This is a genomic window from Bacteroides sp. (assembly GCA_036351255.1).
GTDB lineage: Bacteria > Bacteroidota > Bacteroidia > Bacteroidales > UBA7960 > UBA7960.
Genome location: JAZBOS010000116.1, coordinates 1 through 20,796, shown reverse-complemented (window position 1 = coordinate 20,796; position 20,796 = coordinate 1). Strand labels below are relative to the sequence as shown.

Below are 20,796 nucleotides of genomic sequence, written 5' to 3'. Positions count from 1 at the left end.
CCCAGCCACATCCTACCCCTTCGTCATCGAGCTTTCTTTAAACGGCTCGAAAAACCTTAGTTTTATCCCTTTGGGAAGGGAAACCACTGTCGAGATACGCTCATCGTGGACCGACCCCGGATTTGACGGGGCCTTTCTTCCCGCAAAAAGGGAAATCAGCGAAGAAGGGTTCAAGGCCAAATGGCGGGTTTTGGAACTGAACCGCAACTACCCGCAGTACTGGACCAACCGTGACGTCAACTTCGGGGCTTCTGCCTTTGGCGTAAACCTGGTGACCCCCGTTGAGACCTATCAGGTCACCGAACGGTCAACGAAATATGCCATCCTGTTTATTGGACTGACCTTCGTGGTGTTCTTTTTCATTGAGATCCTGCGCAGGTTAAGGGTGCACCCCATACAATACATCCTGGTAGGATTTGGCCTGAGCCTGTTTTACCTGTTGCTGCTTTCCCTTTCCGAGCACCTGGGCTTTGGCTTGGCATATGTTGTGGCTAGCCTTGGAATCATCGTGATGATTGCTGGCTATGCCAGGAGCATTTTCAAGGACACCCGGATGGCACTGGTGATGGCGGCCTTCCTGGCTGGGCTCTACGGCTTCCTGTACATCCTCCTCCAGATGGAGGACTTTGCCCTGCTGTTTGGCGCCATAGGGCTGTTTGTCATTCTTTCGACGGTGATGTACCTTTCACGAAAAGTGGACTGGTATGCCATCGGAGCATCGCAGAAAGAACCAAAATAGCAGTTTGGTCAAGGGCTTCATAAAGTAAGGCGCTTCGGAACATTTATCTCCGGAGCGCTTTTTCTATGGATTCCAAAGCAGTAGGGATCTGAAAATATTTTGATAGGAATATAAGCTATTCCTTCATTGACAGGGCAATCAGCTCAATCATCCGTGAGGAATAGCCGTATTCGTTGTCGTACCAAGCGAGGATTTGCACGAAATTGCCTCCAAGGACACGGGTGCTCAGGGCATCGAAAACGGCAGAATGCGGATTGCCAATCACGTCGCTGGAGACAATGGGATCTTCAGTGTATTGAATGATTCCCTTCATCTGGTTTTCGGCCGCCATTTCAAAGAGGCTGTTGACCTCCTCTACGGTAGTATTGCTTTTCAGGATGGCGTTCAGTTCTAAAAAGGAACCATCGGCTACCGGGACACGGGTAGCAAATCCATCGAACCTATCCTGAAGCGAGGGCAGGATCTCTTTGGCAGCCTTGATAGCACTGGTAGTGGTGGGAATAATGTTGTCAGCCGCATTGCGTGCCCGGCGCAGGTCGTGATGTGGGGAATCGATCACATTCTGGTTATTGGTATAGGGGTGGACGGTGTTCATAAACACACGGTCAATGCCGAAATGGTCTTCAAGGACTTTCAGCATAGGCGTCAGGCAGTTGGTGGTGCAGGAGGCATTGGAGATGATCTTTTGCACAGGCGAAAGGGTGTGATGATTGACGCCCAGTACCACCATATTGTCGAGTCTTTCCTTGGGGGGACAGCTAAGGATCACCTTCTTCACCCCGGGGCGCAGATGCCCCTGCAGCATATCGCGGGTGAGGAAAAGTCCTGAAGACTCCACCACCACATCTACCTGATGGTCTTCCCAAGGGATCTTTTCCGGATGGAAGAAAGAATATTTCCTCATAGAATGCCCGTTGACCATCAGGGTATCGGTGGACTCATCGCCACGGACCTCACTACCAAAGCGCCCGTGAACGGTGTCGTATTTCAGCAGGTGAACCAGGGTTTTGAGCAGCATAGGATCGTTGACGGCCACCAGCTGCATGTCATCACGCTGTTGCATAAGCCTGAACACCAGGCGGCCTATCCGGCCAAAACCATTAATTCCTACCCTGATCATCCTGTTTGTTTATATATCCAGGTCGAGCCTGATCTGTTTTTCGCGGTCACCGGGTTTAATGCTGTCATCAGGCTTATCCGGTTTTTTCCGGGGTTTCCTGGGAGGTTTCGGTTTTTTTGGTTCCTCCGCTTCTTCTGCTTCAGGGGCTTCACCGGGCTCATCTCCTTCAGCCGCTTCGTCATCCTGACCTACGACCCATTCAAAAATGAGCCCATCCTCACCCACAGATTCTCCCCGGGTGTCGGGAGTTTCTTCAGGGGTGGCAGTAGAGGTGGGTTCAGGGATTTCCTCTGGTTGAGGTTCCTCTTCCGGTTCCTCTTTAAGCAGGGGCTCGAGCCATTCAACGGATTCTATCCCACCGGAAGCCACACGTTTTCCACGGGCTTTGTAGCTCTTCACGGCGATAAAACTTTCGGCGTCGATCTCCTCGCTTGTAGCGGGCTTACGCGGAGTGGCAGCTAGGTTGACCTTCAGGCGGGGCCAGGGTTCGTCGGTGAGCAGCAACAGTTTGTTACCCGCTTGCTCGCCGATGAAGTTGATGGGTTTCCCGTTGGGTTCAGGCTCGAAACGCTTCAGATACTGGAATCCCTGTTCTGAGTCGTAGAACACGGCCGTAAGCACGATACCTTCTTTCACCTTTCGCAACAGCAGCGGCTTCTCATCGAAATGGGTGCTCAGGTCATAGCCAATGATGCGATAGGTGCCGTTGGCATAAACGGCCAGCAGCTTGTCATCACCCTTAAAGGCACCTAGGTATTGTCCGCGCTTGTCGGCATTGAGGCGTAGCACGGTCTCGTCGAACCAGATGTCCATAGCACCCAGGGTAGAGACCCCCTGATCTCTGAGCACGACCTTGCGAATGGGATGCTTGGTGACAAGGTTTCCTGAGGCAGCCCTTCCCTTGATGGCCAGGTCGGCAAAATCCAGATCAAAGACTGGCTTGCGAAGCTTGGGTTTATGGCGCAGGTAGATGGTCACCACCTCAGCTTCCCCGTTGGGGTTGGCGGTAAAATACAATACCTTGCTGCCTTTGGTGCCTTTGGTGAGGTCATAGTCCTTGTCGCGGGTGACGCCCTTCACCGCAAAACGTTTCATATAGGAGGCCCCCTTGTGACCGTCCTGGTAAATCATGTTGTAGATGGTACGGTCGTCGTTACGCTCAAAGACGGCAATGTGAATGATGCCCTTCCCGACAAAGGACTTCCCATCGACTTTGGTCACAAGGAAGGTGCCGTCTTCACGGAACACAATGATGTCGTCAATGTCGGAACAGTCGCAGACGTATTCATCCTTACGCATCGAAGTCCCGGCAAAGCCTTCCTCACGGTTTACATAAAGCTTTTCGTTGGCCACGGCAACCCGGGTGGCTTCAATAGTATCGAAGAAACGGATCTCGGTCTTACGCTCACGGCCTTTCCCGAATTTCTCGCGGATGCGCAGGTAATAATCGATGGCATATTGCACCAGGTTCTCCAGATGGTGGTTCACCTTGGCCAGCCTTTCTTCAAGATCGCGCATGAGCTGATCGGCCCTGAAGGCATCGTAACGGGAGATGCGTTTGATCTTGATTTCAGTAAGCTTGATGATGTCGTCGCGGGAAATTTCGCGGTAGAACTGCTTTTTATAAGGAGTAAGACCTTTGTCAATGGTTTCGATGACGGACTCCCAGGTTTCGCATTCCTCAATTTTCCGGTAGATGCGCTTTTCGATGAAGATCTTCTCCAGGCTGGAATACAGCAGTTGCTCAAGCAGTTCATGCTTTTCAATCTCGAGTTCACTACGCAGGAGGTCCAGCGTATTATCAGCAGATATCTTCAACAGATCGTTGACATCAAGGAACTTAGGCGTATCGGTATCAATGACGCAGCTGTTGGGCGAAATGCTTATCTCGCAGTCGGTGAAGGCAAACAGGGCGTCAATGGCCTGGTCGGGAGAAATGCCCGGCATGAGGTGAACAAGGATCTCAACATTCTGTGCGGTGTTGTCTTCGATCTTTTTGATCTTGATCTTGCCCTTGTCGTTTGCGGCTACAATGCTGTCCATCAGTCCGCCGGTGGTCGTGCCAAAGGGGATCTCCGTAATCACCAGAGTTTTCTTGTCGAGGATGTTGATCCGGGCACGTACCCGGACCTTGCCGCCCCTGAGGCCACCGTTGTATCTGGAGAAATCGGCCAGCCCCCCTGTCGGGAAGTCAGGATAAATATCCGGTTCTTCGCCTTTGAGGTAATTAACAGAAGCGTCGATGATTTCTATGAAGTTGTGAGGCAGAATCTTGGATGCCAGACCTACCGCAATGCCTTCCACTCCCTGGGCAAGCAGCAAAGGGAATTTTACCGGAAGGGTCAGGGGCTCCTTGTTGCGGCCGTCGTAACTGGGCTTCCACTGGGTGGTCTTGGGATTGTACAAGACCTCGAGGGCAAACTTGGACGGACGGGCTTCAATATATCTTGGGGCTGCGGCACTGTCACCGGTAAGGATGTTTCCCCAGTTACCCTGGGTGTCGATCAGCAGGTCTTTCTGCCCAAGTTGCACGAGGGCATCGCCAATAGAAGCATCGCCGTGGGGGTGATACTTCATGGTGTTACCAATGATATTGGCCACCTTGTTATAGCGGCCGTCATCCATTTCCTTCATCGAATGCAGGATACGGCGCTGCACAGGCTTGAGGCCATCGCGCACCTCGGGCACGGCACGCTCGAGGATCACATAAGAGGCATAGTCGAGAAACCAGTCCTTATACATCCCCGAGAGCGGGGTGGTTGTATATTCGCTGGCAGGGGTGTCCTGAGGCTGAACACCATCCTTGCCATCATCAGCAGGGTGAAGGGAATCCAGATTTTCGTCTTGAGAATTGCTCATTTCAGTTCGTAAACCAATAGTAAAGATTTTCCTGCCCGGAAAATCGCTGCAAAGTTAACAATAAAAACTTTCCTTATAAGGCCTGAAACTCAATGGAAGTTGAGAATTTTCCACTATTTCATGAACCTCAGCAGCAAGGTCTCTGCCAATAGGGCAGCAAGGGCCAGCAAGAGAAATAGCTTCCACAGCTGCCGCCCCAAAGAGGCCTGTTCGAGGGCCTTGCCCAGGCCGGATTCACTGGTTTCGATAACCTGCGCCTGGCTGATACCCTGGTCCTGGAGCAACGCTTTCAGCTCTTCCCCTGAATACACTTCTGAGACAGACTCCCTGCGGTCATAATTGAAAGAGAGCCCCCTCACCAGGGTCTCGCCATTCCAGAGGGCGTAATTGTCTGCCTGATTTACCTGGTCGCGGACAAACAGCTGGAGACTGCTGCCGGCGCGACGTTGCTCGGGGATGACCTCGGTTTCAGGTCCCCTGAGTTTCAGGACCTCATCGCGTTGCAGGCGAGCCCCCTGAACCAGGATTGGCTGGTTATCGCCCAATACGTGATATAGTGGCTGGAAAGAACCACTCTGCAGGGCAATGTTGACCAGCGTAGGCACAAATACGGCATGCCGCTGGAAGTTACTGAAGTCATCACTTAAGGGCACCGCCGAAAGGAAAACCTTCCCACGCCCGTAAGGATAGACTACAAAAAAAGGATCACCGTTCTGCAGGTCCATCAGGGTCTGACCTGATGAGCTGGTAGAGCGCCGGATGGAATAATGCTGAAGGCTGCGTGGCAGGTCCATGTTATCAGGTAAATCTTCAAATACGCCTGTGTAGATCTGATGGCGGTCGTTAAGGGTTGATACCCTGTAGCTTGCCGTATCCAACCCAGAAAACTCATCAAGACCCATACCCAAAAAGAACTCATTGTAAGACGAAAGCTCAGCGGAGCTGCCGGGAAAGATCACCAGGTGTCCGCCCTGTTCAGCATATCGCCGGGCCTCCAGGGCAAGTCCCCCACTAATGGCATTGAGGCCATTCATTACCAGCATATTGTATTGCTGGAATTCACTGAAATCTACCGCAAAAACTGGCTGGCTCGAAAAAAGAAAGGTAGAATCCCTCCCAAACAACGCCCTGAGAAAAGCCCCTTGCCCCTGCTCGTCGATGCTCAATACCGGAATGCCAGAAGCCACCTCATAGCTGAAAAACAACTGATCATCAAAGGAGATGGGGTAATCGACAATCTCGATGCGTCCCTGCTGCATGCCTTCGCCTTGTATGGTCCAGGTCAACGATTCTTCGGTTTCACCTCTTGCCGGGATATTGAAGGAAGCCACCGTACGTTGTACTTCGTTGACAAACAGGCGCAGGGGCTGGTTTTCCATGGGTAAGTCGCCATCGTTGCAGATACGCACTTTCAGTGTCACTGCCTGCCCTGCGAGACGCACCGGGGATTCAAACCAGCAACTGTCGATGAAAACATTGGCAGGGCTCTGTGCTTGCAGGGGTATGAAAAAGGATGTAATGTTGCTATCGGGCTTGGCCTCACCAAACACCGCCATGCTTTTCTGATAATCGGACACGTAATAGGCATTTTGCTTACCGTTGGTATTGCCTGTAAACAACTCATTTTTCCGCTGCATCACTTCTCCAAGGGTGCGGACCGCAGGCGACAGATCCAATTCCCCCAGCAGGGTAAGAAACTCATCCTTGCTAACAAAGTGCTGATGCCTGCCTTCAAAGTCATTTGTCAACAACAGGAAACGGTCGGTGGGCTGATAAATACCGGCCACCTGCCTGGCTATCTCGCGCGCCTCGTCCAGCAAATGACCCTGACGTGCCAGCGCATCCATGCTGAAGCTGTTGTCGATGTAAACCGCTACGGCATTGCCTTCTGCACTAACCTGACTTTCCCCTGAAGGGATATATGGCTTCGCAAAGGCCAGCACCAGGAATGCTATAGCCAGCATTCGTGCCGCAAGCACCAGCCAGTGCTTCAGACGCGCCTGCCTTTTAGATTCCTCGCTAAGCTGCTCCAGGAAGGAAACATCAGGGAAATACACCTTTCGGAAACGCCGGAAATGAAACAGATGGATAATAACCGGGATGGCAACAGCCAGCAACGCAAACAGAAATGCCGGGTAAACAAATTGCATGGATCAGTTTTCTTGCAGTCCTTTTTTGAAACTACACAAAGTTATGATTAATTGTTTTAGGCCTGTCAATAAAATGACCGCCCCGGCTTTCGCACCTAGGCGGTCATGAAGCATTTACTCTGCCTTACCGCTTAAGGAAGGTCTGACTTAAAACTTTCCTTTCGGAAATGATTTGCAAAACATATGTTCCGGGTCTGAGACCGTCGAGGGGCACCTCTATACGAGGCTCATTGCTTTCTACCGCCTGCTCAACAAGCACCCGGCCAATGAGGTTCACAATCCGGAGGCCGTTCACGGGGCCGTAAAAGGTAACATACAAGCGGTCGCCGGCAGGATTGGGAAATACCTTCATCCCGGCAATGGAGGGATTGTGCACGCTGGTGGTGATCATTGAAACATTAACAATTACATCCTGATCTACCACCGTTACCTCATCCTCCATATACAGGAAGTCGGGGTGATCTGCTACCCAGGCATAAGTTCCAGGCGCTACGTTCTCAAAGACGTAATCTCCCGGATCATTCTCATCTCCCGCAAGGGTAATCACGGCATCGGTAATGTCATCACCCTGTTCATCATTCACTACGAAGGTCACCGTATAGGTTTCCCCGGCAATGGGGAGCACCACAGGCACAAGAAGATTGGCATCGATCACCGTAAAATTGCCTGACACATGGCTGTCTTCATAGCTCACCACATAGGAATACCCCCCCTGTGCAAATTCAAACACATAATCGCCCGGATCGCCTGTCTGTCCTTCAACAGTCACGACAGCACCACTGATGGGGCTTGCGTTCAGGTCCTGCACCTCAAAGCTTACCTCATAAACAGGGAGATCGAGCTCAACGGTAAATGTAACCATAACATTCACGCAGCCGCTGCCCGCCGTCAGGCTGGCTTCAAAGGTGCCAGGCGCTGCATAAACGTGGAAAGGGTTCACCTCATCCGAAGTATTTCCATCCCCAAAATCCCAGAGGTAATAAGTCACATTATCAGCATTGGCAAAAAAGGCCACCTCATGGTCTAGCACTTCATATGCAGGATTCACCACCGGCTGGTTGTCGAGGTCTTCCACAACAACAACATCATCCACATAAATGTAGTACCGTCCCGAAGTTCCTCCCTGGGTATGCCAGCCAAAGTAGTATACCCCGCTTTCTTCCACCGTAAACTGCTGCACAGCCTGCAGATAGGAATTGGAGTTAAAGGATGGCAAATTGATTAAAAGATCCTCCATTTGGGCTGCGCTCTGACCGGAACCGATATGCAGGGCCAGGTTCTCCGTAGAATAGCGCGAACGGTAAAAGAAGCTGAATGCATAACATTTGCCGGCCTCCAGATAGAAGCATTCGCTGAAGAGCCAGTCGTCATTGATGGTGTTCCCCCCTGCGCCGTCGGTGCGGATAGCAAAGGAGTAATCACCGGTGTTGGCCACAGAAGCGTCCTGTACTACCTGCCATTGGTTTACCCCGGCCACATTCTGCACAACCCACTCACTCACATCATCCGTGGGCTCAAAACTGGTGTGGTATTGTTGCATCAGGTAATCGCTGAGGTAAAAAGCATTGTTTACAGGGTTCTGGTCCTCATCCAATTGAGACCAGAAAACAAGTTGATACACCTGATCGGGTGCAATGGTGAAGCCGTTTTCAAGCACCACCCACTGGCTGCCTCCAGCCTCAATGGTTTCATTGAAACTGAATTCAATGGACTGTTGTCCTTCGATTTGAAGGGCTAGCCCGAAAGCATTCACTGTTGTGCTGCCGTAATTGGTGACCTCCACTTCAATGGTGGAAGCGGGCAGCAAGCCACAGTTTTCGTCCTTATCACGGTGTATGATTGCATTGGTCACGGCCAGGTCGTAATCAAACACCTGGTAAATGGTAATGTCATCTACGTGCATTCCAAACAGGTCGGGCGCCCCATAGGCATGCCAGCCAAAGTAATACTCCCCGCTCTCCGTTACCGTAAAGGTGGTTTCGGCTAGCTGGTAAGTAGAGTTGCTTATGGAGCCCAGGTCGATGATCAACTGGCTCATTGAAGATCCCTGCTGGGCATTGCCCAGGTTCAGCTTCAGGCTCTCCGGCCAGGTGGAAGCGCGGTTCTTGTAATAAAAGCTGATGTAATAAGTGGCCCCGGCCTGCAGATTGAAGCAGGGACTGATTAGCCAGTCGTTGCTGGCAACACTGGTCTGGTTCGACATATAGGAATATGAATGGCTGCCATTATTGGCGTGCACTGGATCCGGGTTCAGGACCCATAAGGTGCCATCATTGTTGCCATCCTCCACCAGCCAGCTGCTGAAGTCCTCATCCGGCTCAAAACCCATAGTGAAGGTGCCTTCTGTGGCCAGGTCGAAGGATGAAAGTTGCAGGGCCACTTCATACAAACCATCATTAGCTCCATTTTCATCACCTTCCACAAGGGTGTAAACCGAAAGCACATTGTCAACTCCTTCACTGAGGTCGATCGTAGTGTTAAAGGTATATGCAAAGGTTTCCCCCTGCGAGAGGGTTTGGTTTACCGTCTCCACCACAGCTTCCTGACCATTCAGGCTATAGGCCACTTCAAAGTTTTCGAGCGCTTGAGTGCCAAAGTTGGTCATTTCCACCTCCACCTCTTCCGCATCCGTAAACGAACAGACATTGCCCGGTGATAACAGGGCGGTTACCCCAGCATCCACTTCAAACTGGTTTTTGATCTCAATATCTGTGATATGCAATATATAGCTCTCTGGATTATTCAGGCTTCCAGTTGTAGCATAACAGGCCAGGATGACTTCCTCCCCACCATATTCACTGATGGGGAAGGTAAAGGGCTGCAGGTCAGCGATCAGGCCGCTCCCCCGTTCCAGGGCAGCCACCTGCTCCCAGGAAGCGCCGCAATCATCCGATATCATGATGGCCAGCTTGTCGTCAGCACCCATCTGGGTAACACCCTCTTCATACTGCACGGCGGCCCTTAGGCTTACCGCAAGATTGGGGCTAGCAGTGAATTTCGGGCCGATCATCCAGTCCTCTGTGCCCAGCTGAACATAATAAACGCTGGCAGTTCTCGAGCCGGAGAAATTCTCCCCCTGCCAGTCGGTATCCATCACCACGCGCGGATAATCCTTGCCACGGGCCTCAAACCAGCCGGGATAAATTCCGCTCAGGTTATCGGTATAAAAACCCATGAAGTTCATCGAAGGCAGTGGAAGGTTCAGGGACTCAGAATGACTCAGCACGATGCCCCCTTTCGCATCATTGGCAGCATAGCCGTCGCCAGGCAGTTCGACCTCTACGCTAAAGGTGTATTCCCCAAAAGGGGGATCCTGGAGCATCCCCACCTCCAGCTCGACATATTCGCCCGGCTCTATCACCCCTGCAAAAGCGCCGAATAGGTTTTGCGTCACTGCCCCGCGGACTCTAACCCTCACAGGAACAGAACTGATGGGTTCCAGGCCATCATTCTTGATGCGCACCACAACGGGTTGCTGGGCCTCAAAACAAGCATTGGCTGCCGGGGCTACCAGGCTGTGCGCCAGGGCATCCTGCCCGGTGGCATCCTTGATCACGATGTCATCGAGGTGAAAAGCCGCCAGGCTGTTGGCCTCCTGACCATTGCTAGCATAAAAGGCCACACGGATGGTCTGGCCTGCAAACTGCCCCAGCGAAAAGTCATAATCTTGGGGGATCCAACTGGGCTGATTGGCAAATTTAAAGGGATGAACCAGGTGTTCGAAATTGAAATCACCCAAGGAAACCAGCACACTGACGCTGTCGTTAAAGCTGAGGTTCCCCTGGCTGGGGTCATCCCAGATGCGGCTCAGTGCGGCCTTAAAGCTGATCTTTGTGGTTTCTGTAGCCACAAACTCGGGGCTTATGATCCACTCGTCCTTCAGGCCAATGTAATCGAATGTCACCGAGGCCGTGGCAGAACCATATAACACATCACCACGGTACCAGCCGCTGTTCATGATCTGGGGTATGCCGTAGCCTTTCCCTTCCAGCCAGCCGGGGTACATCTCGGTTAGGTTTACCCCGTTGAACAATTCAAAATCAAGGGTCAGGGGCAGGTCAGTCGCCCGCGACCTGCCTTCTCTGCATAAAGCCACAGAAGAGATTAATGTATATAAAAAAATGGCAAGGGTAATTCTTTTCATGGGAGGATAGCATTTGAATAAAACATTTGATATTAATTCAAAAATAAGAGAAAAATCCATTTTTCCCCAATATGCTTTCCCACCAAAATTTAAGGTAGGGTTAAAACGGATATCCGATCCCCAGATTAAAGATGAGGTTTTCCCGGCGCCAAGCCTTATTGAAAGGCTGAATGGGATGCAACGAAAAAACCTCTTCCCAGGGAACCATCAGCGGAAAGGCAAAGTCGAAGCGTAGCACAAAGAAATTGACATCGATCCGCAAGCCGATACCTGCGCCCACGGCGATTTGCTCGTAAAAGCGGCCCAATTGGAACTGTCCGCCCGGCGCGAGGGTATCCTCTTCCAGCCGCCATACATTGCCGGCATCCACAAAAAAGGCTCCTTTCAGAAAGCGGGTGATGTCGAAGCGGTATTCCAGGTTCAGCTCCAGTTTGATGTCTCCACTTTGCTGGATGTTGAACCTCCCCTGAAGGGAGTCGGGCGATTGATAGGCCCCCGGGCCAAGGGTGCGGGGGTGGAATGCCCTGATGCTATTGGAACCCCCGATATTGAAACGCTTCACATAGGGAAGAGTCTGCGAATTACCGAACGGCACCCCTACCCCGGCGATGAGGCGTGTGGCAATCCTTTGTTTGCGGTTAATCTGATGGTAGAAGCGAATATCGAAATCCGAGCGGGCATATTGTGAAAAGGCCTGACCAAGAATCTGATAACTTCCCTCCGCATCCTGCTTTGCATCCACCAGGCTGAACAAACCCCTTGCAAGGTTACCCGAAAGGTCTGCATTTAGGTTAAGGTACCAGTCGTTCCGGCGTTTTTCCCTCAACTGTGAATTTATGGTTAGCGAATATTCCGAGCCGATAATGAACTGTTCAAACAACCCCCTGCGCAACAAAGCCCCTTCCACCAAACTGGCACTGGCATTTTCAGAAACCTTACCCAGATTGAACCAGTTCAGCACTATGGGCGACAAGCGGTGATTGGAGGTGATTTTCTGGTTCCACGAATAGCCGTATTGTAATTTTATTGAAGATAAGTTGAAGGCGTCGGTGCGACTCAAATAGTTGAATGCTAGCGAGATGCTGGTTTTAGGCAAGAGAATGGGAGCTGAGCGGCTTATATTGAATGGAATCACAAAACGCGGAAAGATGAATTCACCTTCCAGTCCTGCCTCCACAGAGTTGGCAGGGTCCTGGTTGCGCGCAATCAGGGTCTCCACAGAGGTGTTGGTGGTAAAGCGCAACTGTTCAGCGCCCCCCAGGGCATTGCGATTTCTGAAGCTCAAATTCAATCCGGGGCCTGCAAAAAGGTTTGACCTGGCAATCCCCAGGATCTCGGCATTGAGCGACTTCTTCTCCACCGGAGTCAGCAACAGGCGCACATCCAGGGCCGGCAGGCTATCCAGCATGGTTTCCTCAAAGCGAATGTTCACAAATTTAAAGACCCCGAGCCCAAGCAGGTGGTTCAGCGTACGGTCGTGGTTTTCTATATCGTACAACTCGCCGCGCCGCAGGAAGATGGCATTGGCCAGCATAGCCGGCTTAAACTGCTTTTCCCGGTCGAAAACATACAGGCCTTCCCTGAAAACCAGGGTATCAGCGGCAGGTAACTGCTGGCCGCTGTCGAACAGGTAATCGCCGTGAACATATACATTGCCAATGCGGTAGGCTTTGGCTGCCTGGGGAAGGTTGTCGGACTTCAAAGTTGTGAACACCTCCACGCTGCGTTCCCCAATAGTTGTATCAGCCTGAAAAAGCAGGAAATCGGGATGGAAAAAATAATATCCCTGGCTTTTCAGGATTCTATCGATGCGCTCCCTTTCCTCCTTGAGGGTTTCAAGACGGTAGAGATCCCCGGTTTTTATCAAACTGGCTTCTTCCGAACGATTGATGAGGGCCGACAGGCTGTCATGCCCGGTCAGGGGGTGAACGGTTCCAAAGGTGTATGGGGGACGCAGGCTTACAGTATAGTCCACACTGGCTTTTTGCTCCTTGCGCTTCACCTCATAGGCCACCGAAGCATCGAAGAAACCCAGATTGCGAAGGCGGTTTTCCAATAATGTGGAAGTGCGCGGTACCGAAACCTGTTCAAACAGTACAGGGGGCCTGCCAAAACGGTTCCTCAGCAAATGTCTCAACCCTTTACCCGTAGGTTCCCCGGCAATATTGTATAACCAAAGGCGAATCCGCAATCCCAAAAAACGTCCATTGGGTTCAGGCTTCATCACTTCTTCAAGCTCCTCCTCCACCTTACCAAGCCCGTAGATCTTTTCCTCCTTTTCAAAGGCAATGCGACTGCCGGTATATAACTCTTGACCCTCCTCCAGGTATTTGAGGTTGGAGCACCCCTGCCCTGCCAGAAGCAAGGTCAACAACCCTAACAGCTGCCATATGGTAAATTGGCCTTTATTCCTCATCTTCAGGCATCTTTTTAGGTTCATCAGGTTCAGATACCACCGCATCCTTTTCTTTTTTCATAAACAATTCCCTGAAACGATTATAGTTTTTGGTAAACAGCAACGATACCCCCGTGTTGACGACTTCCCCATCGAAAAGGTCGCCATATTCTTTTTTGCGGAAGCCTCGCAATATCAGGCTTCCCTGAGGGTTAAGCAGGTATTCCAGCATGAAGTCACCGGCAATCTCTCCTGCATTTTCCTGCCTGCGTGTCTCGTCCTCCAGTTCAATGTTGCCCCCTACCTTTAGCCGCAGGCGCTCGTCGAAGAAATTCCTCGACACCTCCACCTGAAGTTCTGTGCGCCCGGCAGCCTCTCCCCCGCTGAAATCTTCGTACGACTCGATGTCAAAGGTAAGGTTCACTCCCCGAATATACTGTTCGGAGATGCGGTTCAGCTGTTGCGACAATATGCGGCTGGCGCTATTGCGCGCGGTAGTGCTCAACCCGCCCCTTGGAGCGCCCAAGGAGGCGAAGGGATTTTCCTGCACAAACTGCCCCAGCATCAGCAGGGCAAACACCTGTTTGTTCAGTTCCGATTCGTTCTGACTAATTTCCGTTAGGCGACTCAGAAGGCGTCCATCCATTGCATTTTGTTGGCTCTCGGGCAGGCCGATTGCAAAACTAATCTGCGGGTTCAGCAGCTCACCCTTCATCGTGAGGAATACTTCAAAGGGATATTGCTGACGCAAAGCCGGGTCGGTCTCTGCGGCTGCAATGTCCGATTCGAACAATTCATGGGGCGAGGTACGCAGATTGTAAATGGCGGTGATGTCCACCTGGGCCTTCATGGGATCGCCCGTCAGTAGTATGCTTCCACCCTTCTGGATATGGAAACGCCGGCTGATCACATCATAAAAGGTTAACAGATAAGTTCCATCGGTGATCTCGTAACGCCCCGCCAGCGAAACCCTGCCCCCTGGGTCAATGCCATAGCTGAGCACCCCGCCGCCCTTGATTTCCAGGAAGTCACCGGCATATTCATCGATGATAACCGTCACGTCGGTCTCGGGGTCAATCTCTGCATTCACACTCAGGTTGAGGTTGCGGAAAGGAGCCATTACGGTTGCCGGTGCGGCCTGGTCTATCATCCCCAGGAAAAGGGTGTCGCGTGGGGAGATGAATTCCACCACCCCCTCATCGCCAATAGCCTCAGGAGTATTTTGGGGAACGATAAAGGAAAGATTGGAGCCCTCGTTTAGTTTCATACGCCCCTCAACCCGTGGGCTGTTTAAATCGCCGAGAAGGGATAAATCGCTGTCAATAAACAAAAGCCCCCAGAACAGCTCGTTCTGCCCTTTGGCAACATTCATCAGCAGAAAGTTACCGGCGCTGAGATTCAGGTTGAATCCCGGATTTGAAAAACTGGCCAGATTCACTTTTCCGCCCAGGGTGGCACTACGACCGAGGCTGTCCTGGAGGGTGAAGGATTGAAAACGAAGGACGTTCTCATCCAGCACGATCTTTCCATCAGGAATGCGATAAGGCGCATTCAGGAACTCCGCACGAAACTCAGCCTCCTGCAACTGCAACGAGCCTTTCAGAACAGGCTTCTTCGGGCTGCCGGTGGCTGTCAGGCTTCCGCTCAGACGTCCTTCCAGCCCACTCACTTGTCCGGCTGTAAAACCTTCCATGGTGCTCAGGTTCACTTCCAGCAAGCGGAGGGTTAAGTCCAGGGCTGCCTCTTCGCCCGTACGAAAGCTTCCTTCGGCCTCTATTTCGTTGCCATACCCCTTTACAAGGGCTTCCACGACATAAAGGTCAGCCGCCGGATTGCTTCCCGCGATATGAATATCGCCCAGGGTATCGCCCCTGAAAGAAAAGTGGTCAATGTTCAAATCGGAGACAAATGAGAGTCCACCAAAAAGGTTTTTCAGGGTAATGTCCCCGTTAAAGACCCCACCGGCAAGGGGTTCTTCGCCAAAAGTAAAGAATTGCCCGAGCTCAAATTGGTGAAATTGAATATCCAGGGGCGGAAAGCCGGTTTCCGTTTCCCGGCTTTGCACCAGGATATATTGCCCATCATTATGAAGCCGGAAACGATCGGCAAGCAACAGGGAATCGCCGAAATGGATTTGGTTGCCGGGGCTAACCTGCCAGGGTTCACGATTGATCAGGACCTCTTCATCAAGTGAAAGCACCATTCCCGGGCTGTCCTGCCGCAGCCTACCCTTCAGGTCTAGCCAGCGGACATCCTCCCGGTCATCAAAGGCAAGGTTAAAGGCAAGCACGCTGTCGCGCAATTGCCCGTCCACCGAAAGGTTGCGAATCTGAAAGCCTTCTCCCTCCAAAAAGGGAAGCTCCAGGTTAAATTGTCCTACCCCTGCGCGGGTATCGACATTTAATGCAAAGTCGTTGAATACAAGTTTACCGTATTCCAGCATGGGAATGCCCGCATCCAGGACCAATATCCCCTGATTACCGTCAAAACGCCCTTCCACCTGAAAGGGGTCAACAAACGAAAGCTGGGGCAGTAAGAGTTCTGAAAACCAAGGCGATGGAAGCACTTCCAGATCAAAAGCAAAGAAACCCTCCCCAAGGTCCGTGGCCAGGGAATCGGGCGTGGACCTCATCAGCGAGGCCAGGTGAGCTTTAATCAATCCAGGTACATCAAGAGGTGAAACCTTTCCCCGGTATTGTCCCCTTACAATGGGCGAAGTGGCTTTTATTTCGTAAATGCTGTCAACATAAGCGGTAGTGACCCCCAGCTCATCGAGTGAGAACAGATCTTCAGCGGTGCGCACCTGCAACTGGCTGAGCCTGATCATTCCTTCGGCGAAGTCATCGTGGGTCAATTTCAGATCGGCCACAAGAGCGGCCCTAAGGATGGTCTCTTCCTCCATCAGGTTTAATCCGCGGAGGTTCATGTGCGAGATATCCCAGCGGGCCTCTACCATAGGCGTATCTAAAGCCAGCGAAAGCTGGTTCTCAGCCGTCAGCCCAAGCTGATCGTCGAAGTATTCAAGACCGAGGTCGGCAAGGCCTTCCTTCACCGAGCCGTTCACAGCCAGATCACGATAGGTGTACCTTTTTACGTAAGCCTCACTAACCAAAAGATCAATCACAGCCTCCATGGTTTCAGGATCCAGGCCTTTGCCCACTACATCCATTCGGGCAGACACCGCTCCAAGAAGGTCTTCCTTCCTGAGCAAGCTGCCCAATTCAAAGCCAGTGACCTCCAGCACAGCGTCATAACCAAGGTTGTCCGACAGCAAGTCAGTGAAGGTCCCTTGCAGCCCAAGATCGCCAAAATTCGAACGAAGGTCTGCTTTGGCCAGCATTTCTTTTACCGAACCATCCATGCTGGCCACAATGTCAAAGCTATCGGGCAGGGCGAGGTTTGCAGGCAGGGTATTGGTAGGAAGAAAACGTTTCAGCTTATCCAGATTTGCCGTGAGCCAAATCCTGGGAATGTCTGCCTCAAGGTTTTCTTTTTCCAGCAAATGGGCCACCCGTCCTGAAGTTTCCAGTCTGAAGGTTCCGGGGCCCTCCACCCAAAGGGTGTCCAGCCTCAGGTCATCCAGACGCCCGGATGCTTCCAGCCCAAACAACAGGCGATCAGATGGTTCCAGCTTTTCCCTGATCTTTGGAAAAAACCACGCCAGGTCACGCCCAAGCCGCCCCTGGCTGATCTCCGCCTCAATGGGTACGGCACCCAAAGCTCTGATGGGAAATTCCAGCGGGCTGATCCCGGCATAGACATTCCCTTCGAGCAGGCTCAGGGCCGTTTCCAGCTTCAGTCCGTCGATGCGGAGGGTATTGCCCAAATCAATATCGGCGGCCAGCCGGTGCAAGCTGAAATCATTGCCCGAAAGGGCCTTCAGGTTTTCCAATTCCAGCTTAATGGCCTCCGGCGATACGTCCAGGTCACTGGCCACAAGATCCATGTCGGTGAAGCGGAAATTCGCGGCATCGAAACCTGGTCCGCCAAAAGACTCACCCCTGCTTGCCAAAGCAATGTCTGCATTGCGAAGTTCCAGGGCATCCGTTACAATATGCCAGGCGAAGGTATCAGCCCAGCGAAAATCCTTGTTGCCCTCCCCTTCTATTGCAGGAGATTCTTTTCTTTTTCCTTTAGAAGGCAAGGTGAGGTCCACCAGCAAGCCATTAGCCGCAAGCCGCTCGAGCTCGATGTTCTGACCTGGGATATCCAGTCTTCGTGAAAGAATTTCCAATTCCCCGATACGGGTCTGCAAGGCAAACCCTTCCCAGGTATTCATAGTGAATGAAAAATTTCCCACCTCTAGCGCCTTCAATGCCAAATCCATAATGGTGGATGTAGAATCCTTTTCTTCCGAAGGGCGCGAAGGCTCATTCAGCGAAAGGATGATGCGGGTATCCCCGATGCGGGTCTTGCCCAAGTGATACCGAAAGGAATCCGGCTTAAAATGCTCGATGCGGGTGGTCAGCGACCCGACATCCGTAAGGAGATCAATGCCCGAAAAATGATCAGCAAATCGAACATTCGCCCGGTTTATCTCCAGCTTCCCCAGCTCAAAGGTCCAGGGGGAAGGCTTTTTTTCCAATTCCTGTATTTCGGGCTCACCAGTCGGTTGATCTCCTGCAAGCGCCTGAAGAATAAAATCATATGAAAAAACGGTATCCGGTTCCAGTCGGATGATGTTGGCCGTTATGTCGTCAAGGGTAATCTTGCTAACCTTGATTCGCTGCCTGAGCAAGGCCAGGGGCTTCATATCCACCTTGACCCGCCCAGCCCAAAGCAGGGTGTCGCCCCGGGCATCCTCAGCATAAAATTCTTTAATGGCCAGGCCCGAAGGCAAACGGATGCTGATCTTTTCAAGCGACATGTAAGCCCCTGTCCGCGACGAAAGCTCGTGCACCACACGCCGGCTCACCATTGTTTGCACCGGGGGAAACTGAAGCAGCAGGGCCAGCACCACAAATAGCACTAGCAGAGCCAGAATCAGGCGAAGGGCCCATTTCAGGAAGATTGCCGGAAATTTTTTAATCCGCCTCAGTGTTTTTGAGTTTCAGATTTATGATATCCCTTATCAGGAAAGGCTTTGGATACTAAGTTACATAAATTATGTCAATATTTGCCCGATACTTTTCAATACCAGTAAAATTTAATTTAAAACAAGCATTTGGATCGCCAAAAAGAATGATGAAGTATTTTGTGGCTATTCCTGAATCCTTTATCTTTGAAAGGTCTGAAATCCAATAGTAACAAGCGGCATCATGTCAAAAAAGCACAAAAACACCCTCCACAATATTGTCTATTCAACCAATCCTGAGCTGAACTATAAGCTCCCCGAAACGGAAGCAGCCACCCTTCCCCCAGAGAAGCAAAACCTGAAGGCGCAGATCAGCAAAAAGGGTCGTGCCGGCAAGATTGCAACCCTGGTAATGGGCTTTGTGGGCAGCGAGGCTGACCTGGAAGCCCTGGGCAAAATGCTTAAAAATAAATGCGGCGTGGGCGGTTCAGCCAAGGAAGGTGAGATCATCCTGCAGGGCGACGTTCGCGACAAAGCCGTTGAAGTGCTGGTGAAGGCCGGTTACAAAGCACGACGGATTTAAGATTGCCTCCACGTCTTTGTCATTTTTTTTCCATCCCCTTTTGCTGGATTTCCTTTACTGGAACAAACAAGAAAAATTTTAAAGAAAAACCTATTCTTTCTCGCTTTTAAAGGTATTTTTCCAGGCAAATCCCAGCCTTAAACTTTTGCGTTAAATAATTGATTTTCATTAATTTAAAACCTAATTCGGAGGAATTACCTTCCTGCCTGGTTCATAGTTAATACGGAGTTAATACGGAGTTTATACGGTTTAAACCGTATAAACTCCGTATTAACTCCGAGCGTGGTATGGGTCGGAAAGTAATCAGAAAACTCTCAAAAAGTCTTTGGAAAGGCATTCAGGTCCTGCTTGTATTCAATCAGGGAAAAACCCGATTACAAAAATAGCTTCAAGTCACCTGCCGGACTTTTGGGAAAAAATGGAATCATGCAGGAGGATGCAATAAATAGTCAATTAACAGGTTAATGAATGAGGACTAACCTTTACCAAAGTTCTCCGGAAATTGCTTAATTTTGGATATCTTAAACAATAGGGGAAGTTTCCCTGATAAACAAACCCGAAATCATGAAGAGAACTCTTTTTATCCTGTTTTTGATTTTAATCCTGGGGGTATTGATAGGTATCCCGGCTTTTATGCGGATTTCGTGGCAATTGACGGATGAAAAACCTTTCAGGGTTTTTATTCTGGATAAAACCGTCCTTAACCAGACCTACCAGGAACATATGTCCTTAAACTGGGTGTTGAAGAACAAAAAGTATGTGCAGCCAAACGGGGACTTTTACCTGGCTGAAAAGGATTATTATGGCTTTTTTCCGGATGGTGAGGGCTCCTACACCATCTATGACATTGATGGTAAAACCTTTGAGGAACTTGAGGCCATGGCCGATACTTTCGATATGGCTTTCTACACCGACCTGTATGGCATTTATTGGATTGAGTGGCATAATGAATACCCGCAGGTCAGACCTGAGCAGGAACCGGGCAGGATGGGTGAACGGTCGGAGTGGATTTATGGAGGCCTGAGCGGCAATGAGCTGGCTTTCCTGAAGATGATGAAAAACCGTAAAAAACTGATCATCAATGAGTTCAACATCATCGGATCGCCTACTTCCTTTGACGTCAGAAAAGCTTACGAAGAAGAGTTTGATATGATCTGGAAAAACTGGACCGGGCGATTCTTCAAAACCCTTGACACCACCCGGAACGAGGAAATTCCTTTGTGGCTCGTCAGGAATTATAAGGCACAAAATAACGACCAGTGGCCATTTAAAAATTCAGGGATTGCTTTTGTGAGGAATGATGATATGATTGTAGTGCTTGAAAATGAAACTCATCTTGACATGGAAGTGCCATTTATTCATTCAGGCAAGAAACTGATTGATGAATATGGGGTTGTCGAAAAGATAAAGTATCCATACTGGTTTGATGTTTGCTCTGCCGGTGAATCAAATGAAGTGCTTGCAGAATACAGGATAGAGACCAACAGCAAGGGCGACTCTATCCTCAGGCATTGGGATATCCCGAGGGTGTTTCCGGCGGTTATAAAAAACAAAGGCGACTATCCTTACTATTATTTTGCAGGCGATTTTTCGGATAACCCAATAAAAATGAAGACCTCAAGGCTTAAATATGTTGAAAAGTTTGATTATTTATGGTATGCCCCGCTGACCCATGAGCGAAAAAGCTTTTTCGGGCTGTACTACAGGCCACTGGTCACTAAAATTCTGAATAATTATTATTTCGAAATTCATCCTTCCTCCACTGAATAAAGAGTAAAAAGGATTTTTTTTG

At 50.7% G+C, this 20,796-nt stretch carries 9 protein-coding genes; 3 read left to right on the top strand and 6 right to left on the bottom strand.

Annotation, left to right across the window (positions count from 1 at the left end; translation table 11 throughout):
* On the top strand, positions 1-739 hold a 739-nt coding region (gene creD, locus V2I46_11855), incomplete at its 5' end, for a cell envelope integrity protein CreD (protein ID MEE4178192.1).
* Positions 740-854: 115 nt separating this feature from the next.
* Here the strand turns inward: creD and gap are convergent.
* From gap to V2I46_11825, 6 genes are all read right to left on the bottom strand, one after another.
* The gene (gene gap / locus V2I46_11850) at positions 855-1,859 is read right to left on the bottom strand and encodes a type I glyceraldehyde-3-phosphate dehydrogenase (protein MEE4178191.1); all 1,005 of its coding nucleotides are present in this window, start codon (positions 1,857-1,859) and stop codon (positions 855-857) included.
* Between the two features lie 9 nt (positions 1,860-1,868).
* Positions 1,869-4,718 (bottom strand): DNA gyrase/topoisomerase IV subunit A, encoded by a 2,850-nt coding sequence (locus V2I46_11845; GenBank protein ID MEE4178190.1) that lies wholly within the window; start codon positions 4,716-4,718, stop codon positions 1,869-1,871.
* Positions 4,719-4,831: 113 nt separating this feature from the next.
* Entirely contained in the window at positions 4,832-6,868 is a 2,037-nt protein-coding gene (locus V2I46_11840; protein ID MEE4178189.1) for a BatA domain-containing protein, read from the bottom strand.
* 124 nt (positions 6,869-6,992) lie between these two features.
* Positions 6,993-11,012 (bottom strand): choice-of-anchor J domain-containing protein, encoded by a 4,020-nt coding sequence (locus V2I46_11835; GenBank protein ID MEE4178188.1) that lies wholly within the window; start codon positions 11,010-11,012, stop codon positions 6,993-6,995.
* A 100-nt stretch (positions 11,013-11,112) separates the two neighbouring features.
* Positions 11,113-13,428 (bottom strand): BamA/TamA family outer membrane protein, encoded by a 2,316-nt coding sequence (locus V2I46_11830; GenBank protein ID MEE4178187.1) that lies wholly within the window; start codon positions 13,426-13,428, stop codon positions 11,113-11,115.
* Positions 13,418-18,412 carry a translocation/assembly module TamB domain-containing protein gene (locus V2I46_11825; protein ID MEE4178186.1) on the bottom strand — a complete coding sequence of 1,665 codons (4,995 nt, stop codon included), beginning with the start codon at positions 18,410-18,412 and terminating at the stop codon, positions 13,418-13,420. Before V2I46_11825 ends, V2I46_11830 begins: the two co-directional genes overlap by 11 nt.
* A 253-nt stretch (positions 18,413-18,665) precedes the next feature.
* Here V2I46_11825 and V2I46_11820 point away from each other — a divergent pair, with 253 nt between their 5' ends.
* Together V2I46_11820 and V2I46_11815 are read left to right on the top strand one after the other, a co-directional pair.
* The gene (locus V2I46_11820) at positions 18,666-19,004 is read left to right on the top strand and encodes a translation initiation factor (GenBank protein MEE4178185.1); all 339 of its coding nucleotides are present in this window, start codon (positions 18,666-18,668) and stop codon (positions 19,002-19,004) included.
* 564 nt (positions 19,005-19,568) lie between these two features.
* Complete coding sequence (locus V2I46_11815; GenBank protein ID MEE4178184.1) at positions 19,569-20,774, top strand: hypothetical protein; 1,206 nt, start codon at positions 19,569-19,571, stop codon at positions 20,772-20,774.
* Positions 20,775-20,796: the final 22 nt, after the last annotated feature.